At 71.4% G+C, this 8,524-nt stretch carries 11 protein-coding genes and 1 tRNA gene; 1 reads left to right on the top strand and 11 read right to left on the bottom strand.

Features of this window, described 5'->3' with window-relative positions; translation table 11 throughout:
* The coding region (locus tag OJ997_RS28370) for a hypothetical protein (RefSeq protein WP_270028698.1) at positions 1 to 310 on the top strand (310 nt) is incomplete at its 5' end.
* Positions 311 to 321: 11 nt separating this feature from the next.
* On the opposite strand, the gene OJ997_RS28365 is transcribed toward OJ997_RS28370, so the two are convergent.
* From OJ997_RS28365 to OJ997_RS28315, 11 genes are all read right to left on the bottom strand, one after another.
* On the bottom strand, positions 322 to 1,074 hold the full coding sequence (locus OJ997_RS28365; RefSeq protein WP_270028696.1) for a serine/threonine-protein kinase: 753 nt from the start codon (positions 1,072 to 1,074) through the stop codon (positions 322 to 324).
* Entirely contained in the window at positions 1,071 to 2,774 is a 1,704-nt protein-coding gene (locus OJ997_RS28360; RefSeq protein WP_270028695.1) for an ABC transporter ATP-binding protein, read from the bottom strand. Before OJ997_RS28360 ends, OJ997_RS28365 begins: the two co-directional genes overlap by 4 nt.
* A gap of 9 nt (positions 2,775 to 2,783) precedes the next feature.
* Positions 2,784 to 2,921, bottom strand: coding sequence for a hypothetical protein (locus OJ997_RS28355; protein ID WP_270028694.1), 138 nt, complete (start codon positions 2,919 to 2,921; stop codon positions 2,784 to 2,786).
* 87 nt (positions 2,922 to 3,008) lie between these two features.
* Positions 3,009 to 3,956 carry a glycoside hydrolase family 113 protein gene (locus tag OJ997_RS28350; protein WP_270028693.1) on the bottom strand — a complete coding sequence of 316 codons (948 nt, stop codon included), beginning with the start codon at positions 3,954 to 3,956 and terminating at the stop codon, positions 3,009 to 3,011.
* A gap of 7 nt (positions 3,957 to 3,963) precedes the next feature.
* A complete protein-coding gene (locus OJ997_RS28345) occupies positions 3,964 to 4,611 on the bottom strand; it encodes a transporter substrate-binding domain-containing protein (protein WP_270028692.1) in 648 nt (215 codons plus the stop codon).
* A 47-nt stretch (positions 4,612 to 4,658) separates the two neighbouring features.
* Positions 4,659 to 4,732: transfer RNA gene (locus OJ997_RS28340), tRNA-Ile, on the bottom strand.
* A 30-nt stretch (positions 4,733 to 4,762) separates the two neighbouring features.
* A complete protein-coding gene (locus OJ997_RS28335; RefSeq protein WP_270028691.1) occupies positions 4,763 to 5,629 on the bottom strand; it encodes a ParB/RepB/Spo0J family partition protein in 867 nt (288 codons plus the stop codon).
* Positions 5,622 to 6,377 carry a ParA family protein gene (locus OJ997_RS28330; RefSeq protein WP_270028689.1) on the bottom strand — a complete coding sequence of 252 codons (756 nt, stop codon included), beginning with the start codon at positions 6,375 to 6,377 and terminating at the stop codon, positions 5,622 to 5,624. The genes OJ997_RS28335 and OJ997_RS28330 overlap by 8 nt, the downstream gene beginning before the upstream one ends.
* 99 nt (positions 6,378 to 6,476) lie before the next feature.
* The gene (rsmG, locus tag OJ997_RS28325; RefSeq protein WP_270028688.1) at positions 6,477 to 7,142 is read right to left on the bottom strand and encodes a 16S rRNA (guanine(527)-N(7))-methyltransferase RsmG; all 666 of its coding nucleotides are present in this window, start codon (positions 7,140 to 7,142) and stop codon (positions 6,477 to 6,479) included.
* Positions 7,143 to 7,154: 12 nt separating this feature from the next.
* Positions 7,155 to 7,616 (bottom strand): Jag family protein, encoded by a 462-nt coding sequence (locus tag OJ997_RS28320; RefSeq protein ID WP_270028686.1) that lies wholly within the window; start codon positions 7,614 to 7,616, stop codon positions 7,155 to 7,157.
* The gene (locus tag OJ997_RS28315) at positions 7,613 to 8,524 is read right to left on the bottom strand and encodes a YidC/Oxa1 family membrane protein insertase (protein WP_270028685.1); all 912 of its coding nucleotides are present in this window, start codon (positions 8,522 to 8,524) and stop codon (positions 7,613 to 7,615) included. Before OJ997_RS28315 ends, OJ997_RS28320 begins: the two co-directional genes overlap by 4 nt.

The raw sequence follows: 8,524 nt of genomic DNA, 5'->3' as shown, positions 1-8,524 counted from the left end.
CCGCTGCGGGGCCGCGGTCCGACGGGGCGCCGCGGTGGGCGCGGGTGTCGTCGCCCGGCTCGGCGCCGCCGTCCTCGGCGCGGGCGTCGCGGTCCGGCGGGGGCGCTCACGCGATCGCTCCCGCCGCTCCCTCGCCTCGCGGGTGGGCGTCGGGCTGGGCGAGGCGGTGGGCGAGGCGGTCGGGGTCGGGGTCGAGGTGACCGTCGCCCGCAGCTGGATCGGGGCGGGCGTGCTGGACCCGCGCGCGCCGCCGATCAACGCGAGCGCACCTCCGAGCACGATCAGGCAGCCGGCGATCGTCAGGGCGTAGCGGCGCATGGGTCAGTCGCTCCAGGGTCGGGCGCCGGGCGCGTGCGGACGCAGCGCGGCGGCGACTTCGGTCAGGGACGGGCGAGCGTGCGGTTCGAAGGCCAGGCAGGCGGCGATCACGTCGCCGAGCGGTCCTTCCGCGCGGGGCGGCGCGTGGACGAGCTGCGGGAACTCGGGCTCCTCCTGCTCGAAGGCCGGCCGCCCGGTCACAGCCTCCAGCAGCACCGTGCCGAGCCCCCAGACGTCCGCAGCCGTCGTCAGTGCGTCCCCGCGGGCCTGCTCGGGCGAGAGGTGGCACCAGGTGCCGAGGCCGCGCTTGTAGCGGCCGGGCTCGCGGGCGAGCGACAGGTCGATCAGCACGGCGCGCCCGCCGGTGGCGATCACGTTCCCGGGCTTGACGTCGAGGTGCAGGAGGCCCTGGCGATGCAGGTACTCGAGCGCGGAGGCGAGCTGGAGCCCGAGCCACGCGACCTCGTCCGCCTCCAGCGTCTGGGCCGCGATCAGGTGCGCGAGGGTCTCGCCGTCGAGGGTCTCCATGATCACGGTCGGGCCCTCCTCGAGCACCTCGTAGCCGCGCACGATGTGCGGGTGGCAGAGCGCCACCAGCCGCTCGCCCTCGAGCCGCAGCTCACCGGCGGTCTTCTTCGGCGCGTCGGCGCGCGGGCGTTTGGCCACGCACGAGCACAGGCGCTCGGCGCTCCACACCTCGTAGGTGTCGTAGCGGTTCGAGCGGTTCAGGTGCGCGATCGTCGCGTAGCCCGTCATGCGAGCCGGCCTCCATCCAGGACGACGACCTCGTCGGCGGCGGCCGCCAGCTCGCGGTCGTGGGTGATCATCAAGGTCGCCCGGTCGCGCGCCAGCTCGCGCAGCGGGCCGACGAGCGCGCGGGCCGCCTCCGGGTCCAGCCCGGCAGTCGGCTCGTCGAGAATCAGGACGGGCGCGTCCTGCAGCAGCGCGCGCGCCATCGCGACGCGGCGGCGCTGGCCGCCGGAGAGCGCGCGGCCCCGTTGCCCGACGGGCGTGTCGGGCGGCAGGTCCAGCCCGATCGCGGCGAGCGCGCGCCGGACGTCGGCCTCGCTCGCGTCGTTCCCGTACGCGACGTTGTCGCCGATCGTGCCGTCGATCAGCGGCGCGTCCTGCAGCAGCAGCGCGACGTTGCGACGCAAGGACTCGAGCGTGAGGTCGCGGACGTCATGCCCGTCGAGGTGGACCGTGCCGGCGTCCGGGTCCAGGAAGCGCACCGCCAGCTTGGCGACGGTGGACTTGCCCGCGCCGCTCGCCCCGGTGAGCGCGATGCAGCGCCCCGGCGCCACCGTGAGGCTCACGCCGGCGAGCGCCTGGCGATCGTAGGTGAAGTGCACGCCGCGCAGCTCCAGCCGCCCACGGGCGCGCGACAGCTCACGCGCGCCCTGGCGCTCGGTGACGCTCGGGGGCGTGTCGAGCAGCTCCATGACGCGCTCGGCGCCCGCGGTGGCCTCGAAGACCTGCTGGTAGAGCCGTGAGAGGTCCCGGAGCGGGCGGTAGAGCTGGGAGAGATAGGCGAGGAACGCGAGCAGGCCGCCGAGGGTCAGGTCGCCGGAGCTCAGCGCCCAGGTGCCGAGCGCGAGGATGAGGATCGCGCCGAAGAGCTCGATCAGGTCGATCACGGGCGCGAAGAGCCCGGCGATGCGCGTGCCGGCCAGCTCGGCCTCCATGGCGCCCTCGTTCTCGCGCCGTAGCCGCGCCTGTTCGCGAGCCTGCGTATTGGCGGTCTGGACGAGCGCAGTGTTGGCGAGCGCCTCCTCGAGCACGGCGCCGACCGTCCCGGAGCGCCGTCGGCGTTCCCGTGCGGCACGGCGCGCGAGTCGCCCGAAGCGGCGCGCGGCCCAATAGAGCGGCGGGATCACGATCAGCGACGCGAGCGCGAGCTTCCACGAGAGCAGGAAGAGCGCGCCGACGAAGAAGAAGAGCCGCGCCGCGGCCTGCACGGCCTCGGCGAGCGCGGACAGCAGCAGCGTCTCGATCGCGTGGAGATCACCGGTCAGGCGGGACAGGACGTCCCCGTGGCGGCGTTTGTCGAGCGCGTCGGGCTCGAGGGACTGCAGGTGCGCGAACACGCGGCCGCGCATCGCGAGCGTGAACCGCTCCCCCACCCAGGTGGCGATGTACTCGTCGCCGAACGAGAGCAGGGCGCCGATCAGCGCGAGCCCCGCCATGGCGGCGGCGAGCGGCCACAGGGCGCCGAGGTCCGCCGGGACGAGGACCCCGTCGACGACGGACTTGAAGAGCCAGATCTCGACCGCCTCCACCGCCGGCAGCAACGCGGCCAGCACCAGGCCGGCCATCCACTTGCGCCGAAAGGGGCGAGCGAGCGGCCAGAAGCGGCGGACGATCCCGCGCACCCGCTGCGCCGGCGCGGCGGCGACCAACTGGTCGTCGTCCGCGGCCGGCGCGAGCGCGGCGCTGAGGCGGTCGAGCAGGCGCACGGTCGGTGCTTAGGTGTTCGAGCGGTTGCGGCGACGCCGGCGACGCCGGACCTTCTTGCGGCGACGGCCGGTGTTGCTGTTGGAGTCCGAGTTGGCGCTGGAGATGCGCGCCGCGGCGGTGATGGCCTTGAAAGACCGGTGAGCCATGGGGTTCCTCCCGTGGGTGGTTTGACGGTGTGAGAGGAGAATCCCCTCGCGCCGTAAGCCGACCGTGAGGAACCGATTAGAGACTTCTCACGTACCGAATTTCCGCTCCAGAGCGTGGAATGCGGCCTTTCGCGCCCATCGCGAGGGATCGTCCGGCGCGACCTTCACGACCCCGAAGCCCGCCATGTCCAGATCGTGCTCCGGGTCGTCGGGCCGGTGCGGGAAGTCCGGCATCGCGAACGTGAACGCGAACGCCCCGTGGACGCCGGCGCGCTCGTAGACCTCCACGCACTCCTCGAGGTACCGGGCCTGCACCTGCTCGTCGCGCACGTGTCCGGGCCGGATCGACGGCTGCGACCCGAGCCACCTGACGATCATGAACCCGCCTGGTCCGGAAAGCTCGCCGCCGACGTGCGCGCAGCACCCGAACTCGGTGATCACGACCGGCTTGTCCCCGACTTGCGCCTGCACCGTGTCCTCGTAGACAGCTGCGTTCCAGCCCATCCGGTAGAGGTTCAGGCCGACCAGGTCGAACCGAGACCAGTCCACGTCCTCCCAGAACGCCGCCGCGTACGTCACCGGCCCGTTGAACCGCGCCCGCACGAGCGGCTCCACCCGAGCCAGCAACGCGTTCAGCTTCCGTGTGACCCGTGGCCGCAGCCGCGGCATGAACCGCAGCATGCGCAGCCGGATCATCGTGTGTGGGCCGGGGATCATCCCGCGCGTGAACAGCGAGAACTCGCAGCCGGCGACGAGCACCACGCGGCCGGGATGCTCGACCCGGAGCCGTTCCGCGTCCTCAGCGGCGCGAGCGAGATGCCTGAGCAGCGCGCGGCGTGGCCGGTCGGCGAGCCGCGGCTGGAACCACACGTCGAGCCCGACGTCGAGCGCGCGCCGCGCCGCCTCACTCAGCCGCTCGAGATCGGACCCGTAGAGCAGCACCGCGGTGCAGTGCAGCTCCTCGCGGATGACGCCGAGATCGCGGGCCGTGTCGCCACCGGCGTCCGTGGCGTACGAGATCCCACGCAGCTCCATCCACCGATCATGCCGCAGGCTCGCCCGGGACTCCGGGTCCGAGGAGCCCTTCGAGCGGGCCGTCGAGCGCGGCGCGAACCTCGTCAGAGGCGCAGGCGAAGGCACCGAGCGCCGGCGGGACCTCGCCGTCGGGGACCGTCACGCACCGCAACTCGCCGCCAAGCAGCGAGAGGTGCTGCCGATGCGCGAGCGCCACGCTGGCGTACGCGTCGACGCGGCCGTCCAGCACGGCCGCGGCCGCGTCGGGGTAGGTGTCGAACTCCACGAGCGCGCCAGGAGCGACGCCAAGCCGCCGCGCGTGGTCGGCCTGGACCTGGCCGCCAAGGACGGCGAGCGTGAGCCCTTCACGGGCGAGCGCCGCGCAGCCGTCGACCTCCACGCACTCACGGCGGACGAGCAGACCGTCGCGCAGCGTCCAGATCGGACGCGTGAACCGCGCTTGCGTCTGGCGCTCGTCGGTGATGAACATCCCGGTCGTGACGTCCCACCGACCATCGAGCAGCCCGGGCAGCAGCTCCTGGAACGTCGTGTGCACCGGCTCGAACGTGAACCCCGCGGCGGCGAAGGCCGCCTTGGCCAGCTCGACGTCACAGCCTGTGAGCCCGTTCGGTCCCTCGTAGTTGAACGGCCGCTCGTCGATCCAGGCGAAACGCATACGCACCCCAAGCACGAGAAAGGCCACCCGTGGGGTGGCCTTGCGAGTGGGCGATCCAGGATTCGAACCTGGGACCTCTTCCTTATCAGAGAAGCGCTCTAACCGACTGAGCTAATCGCCCGCGAGGCGGCATGATAGCGACCCTGAGGCCTTATGCGCGGTCGAATCGTGACGCGAGTTCCAGAGCTTCGTCCAGGGACTCGAAGGTCAGAGCCACGGTGTAGCCCGCACCTCGCGGCTTGACCTTCACGTCGGCGCCGAACGCCCGTAGGAAGACGTCGCCGATCCGGGATGCGGCCTCCTCCTGGTCCGGATGCAGCTCACGGCCGGCCTTTACGGGCTCAGCCGGGCGTGTGGTCTCCCGCGCGCGGGCCTCGGTCTCGCGGACCGTCCATTCCTCGTCGGCGGCGCTACGGGCGAGCCGGCGGCGGTCGCCGTGATCGGGCGCCATCAGGAGCGCGCGCCCGTGGCCCTCGGTGAGCCGACCCTCGATGAGCATGTCCAGGACCTCGTCCGGGAGGTCCAGGATGCGCAGGAGGTTCGAGACGGCGACGCGAGAGCGGCCGACGCGGCGGCCGACCTCCTCCCGGGTGAGGCCGAGCTCGTCCACGAGCAGCGAGCAGGCGCGGGCCTCTTCGATCGGGTTGAGGTCCTCGCGGGCCATGTTCTCGATCAGGGCGATCTCGAGCGACTCACGGTCCTCGTGCGGCTGGACGACGGCCGGAACGACCTCCAGGCCGGCGAGCTGGGCGGCGCGCCACCGGCGCTCACCCGCGATGAGCTCGTAGGAGCCACCCGGACAGGGCCGGACGAGGACGGGCTGGAGGACGCCGCGCTCCTTGACCGACTCCGAGAGGCCCAGGAGTGCCGCCTCGTCGAACACCTGCCGCGGCTGGCGCGGGTTCGGCGCGATCAGGTCGACCGGGAGCTGACGCAGCTCCGCCGCCGGCGCGACACCTTCGGTGGGGGCGAGAATCGCGGCGAGGCCGCGACCCATGCCGCGGGGACGCTCAGCCACGCGCGGCCACCTCCTTGGCGAGCTCGAAGTAGGCCTCGGCCCCGGAGCAGTGCGGATCGTGATGGATGACGGGGATGCCGTAGCTCGGCGCCTCGCCCAGGCGGACGTTCCGCGGGATGACGGTGTCGAACACGAGCGCCGGGAAGTGGGCGCGGACCTCGCGCTCGACATCCTGGGCCAGCTTCGTGCGCGCGTCGTGCATCGTCAGGAGCATCCCCGCGACCGTCAGGCGCGGGTTCAGGTCGCGCTGGATCAGCGACAGCGTGTCCAGCAGGCCGGCGAGGCCCTCCAGCGCGAAGTACTCCGTCTGAACCGGGACGATGACCCGCTCGGCAGCGACCAGGGCGTTGACGGTCAACGGCCCGAGGGACGGCGGGCAGTCCAGGAGGATGAACGCGTAGTCCTCGCGGAGCGGCTCGAGCGCCTCACGCAGGCGGCGCTCGGACCCGGGGAGCCGCGGCAGCTCCATGGTCGCGCCGGCGAGGTCGGGCGTCGAGACCAGGATGGAGAGCCGCTCGATGTCCGTCGCGCGGACGGCTTCCCGGGCGGAAACGTCCCCTCCGAGGACGTCATAGACCCCCACGCCCTCTCGGGCGACGCCCAAGCCCACGGTGGCGTTGCCCTGCGGATCGACGTCCACGACGAGCGTCTCGTAGCCGGCGGCGGCGATGCACGCGGCGACGTTCACCGCGGTGGTCGTCTTGCCGACCCCGCCCTTCTGATTCGCGATCGCGTAGATGGTGCCCATGCGGACTCCGAAGCTAGCGGCGGGTTCGGTCGGACCCGCGTGTTTCACGTGAAACACCCCGCCGAGCGTTTCACGTGAAACGCGCTATTTGCGCGGAGCTCAGGCCAGCGGACGCTTGGTCGCCATGCCGGCCCGCCGCGGGAAGCGATCGGGCGTGACAGCGATCTTGCGGAAGACGTGCAGGGCAAGGTCCCGCGCGCCCGCGTACGGGGCTACGGCAACGCGCTCGACCAACTCGAGGCCCACGATGTCCGCGGCCAGCGCGCCGGCGGCCGCCTCCTCCTCGGACACGGCGCCCTTCCACGCGACGAAGTGTCCATCGAGCTCCAGCAGCGGCGCGGCGTACTCGACGAGCACCGGCAGCGCGGCCAGCGCGCGAGCCGTCACGAGGTCGTGCTCGCCGCTCCATTCCTCGATCCGGGCATGCACGACGCTCACGTTCGTGAGCTCGCTGATCTCGACGGCCCGCTCCAGGTACCGGCAGTGGCGGATCGCGCTCTCGACGAGCCACACGTGGGCGTCGGGCAGGGCGGCGGCCAGGGCGAGACCGGGCCAGCCGGCGCCGGAGCCAAGGTCCGCGATCCGCCGGGCGCCTCTCACCGCGGGCAACGGCAGCGCGGAGAGCGAGTCGGCAACGTGTCGGCCGACCGCCTCGGCCGGGTCACGGACCGTGGTCGACGCGGTCGGGTCGACCGACTGCAGCCCGAGGATCCGCGCCAGCGGCTCGACGGCGTGCGCCGGCGCGACCTCCTCGAGACGTTTCACGTGAAACGCGGACTAGCTGTCCAGCGGAGCAACCACGAGGTGACGATCGGGCTCAGCGCCCTCGGAGTAGGTCTCCACGTCCTCGCGGTCCTTCAGGTACTCGTGCACGACCTTGCGCTCCGTCGCGCTCATGGCGTCGAGCGCGACCGGACGGCCGGAGCGCACCGCTTCGGCAGCGGCCTCATCGGCCTGCCGCTGCAGCGCGAGCTCGCGACGCTCCCGGTAGCCGGCGGCGTCCACGACCACGCGCACACCCGCGGACGGCGGCTGATCCCGCGTCGCGGTCTTGAACGCCAAGTGCTGGACGGCATCGATCGTCTGGCCGTGACGGCCGATGAACAGACCGAGGTCGTCGCCTTCGAGCGTGGCCTTGATGATCCGGCCCTCCTCCTCGATGACGACGTCCGCATCCAGCGCGAGCGCATCGCTCACGTGCTCCAGCAGGTCCCGCACGCGATCGGCGGAATCGCTCATCGACGCCTCCCAGAACGTTTCTTCTTCTTACGCGGTGATCTCGGCGGCGGTCCGGCCGTCTTGCCCCTGGGCTCCTCGCCGCGGACCTTCGGCTTCTTCTCGGGCACGGCGGCCGTCGCCGGGCTCGCTTGCTTGAAGCTGTCGAACAGGCTCGGCGGCTTCTCGCCCTCGGCCAGCGGCGGACGCATCGGGCCGAGGCGCTTCTTGATGATCGCCTGCTGCACGATCGTCCAGATGTTCGTCGTGATCCAGTAGACCAGCAGGCCGGCCGGGAACTGGATGACGAACAGGACGAAGATGAACGGCAGCGCCATGAAGATCAGGCGCTGCGTGCGATCCGTCGTCGTCGACATCAGCAGCGTGGACAGCAGCTGCGAGCCGACGTACAGGATGATCAGGATCGCGAGGGTGCCGCCGGTCGCCTTGTCCGTCAGGTCGCTGATGAACAGGAACTGCGACGCGTCGTCCGATCCACACGGGATCGGGCTCTCGCGGCCGTTGTTGATCTGCGGGCAGATGTCGTACCGCAGATCGATGCGGAGCATGTAGTACAGCGAGATGAAGACCGGGAACTGCGCCAGCATCGGCAGGCACGAGGCGAACGGATTCACCTTGTTCTCGCGGTAGAACTTCATCATCTCCTGGTTCATGCGCTCCTTGTCGCCCTTGAACTTCTCCTGGACCTTCTTCATCTCGGGCTGCAGGTGCGCAAGGCGCTGCATCGAGTGGAACTGCTTGAAGGTCAGCGGGAGAAGACACGCGCGCACGAGCACGGTGAGGGCGATGATCGACCAGCCCCAGGAACCGATCAGCTCGTCGTGGATGAAGAGCAGGATCCAGTGGAAGAAGTCGATCAGCGGTTGGATGATCGGCGTGCCACCGTGGGCATCAGCGAAGAGGTTGATCAC

It is taken from the genome of Solirubrobacter phytolaccae, assembly GCF_027587195.1.
Classification (GTDB): domain Bacteria; phylum Actinomycetota; class Thermoleophilia; order Solirubrobacterales; family Solirubrobacteraceae; genus Solirubrobacter; species Solirubrobacter phytolaccae.
Note: the sequence above shows the minus strand (reverse complement) of the source record. Positions and strands in the feature narration are given on the sequence as shown.

Bases quoted from the DNA above. Each gene is read 5' to 3' on its own strand.
- OJ997_RS28365 (WP_270028696.1), bottom strand. From the start codon at position 1,074: ATGACGGGCTACGCGACGATCGCGCACCTGAACCGCTCGAACCGCTAC.
- OJ997_RS28355 (WP_270028694.1), bottom strand. From the start codon at position 2,921: ATGGCTCACCGGTCTTTCAAGGCCATCACCGCCGCGGCGCGCATCTCC.
- OJ997_RS28350 (WP_270028693.1), bottom strand. From the start codon at position 3,956: ATGGAGCTGCGTGGGATCTCGTACGCCACGGACGCCGGTGGCGACACG.
- OJ997_RS28345 (WP_270028692.1), bottom strand. From the start codon at position 4,611: ATGCGTTTCGCCTGGATCGACGAGCGGCCGTTCAACTACGAGGGACCG.
- OJ997_RS28330 (WP_270028689.1), bottom strand. From the start codon at position 6,377: ATGGGCACCATCTACGCGATCGCGAATCAGAAGGGCGGGGTCGGCAAG.
- OJ997_RS28320 (WP_270028686.1), bottom strand. From the start codon at position 7,616: ATGAGCGATTCCGCCGATCGCGTGCGGGACCTGCTGGAGCACGTGAGC.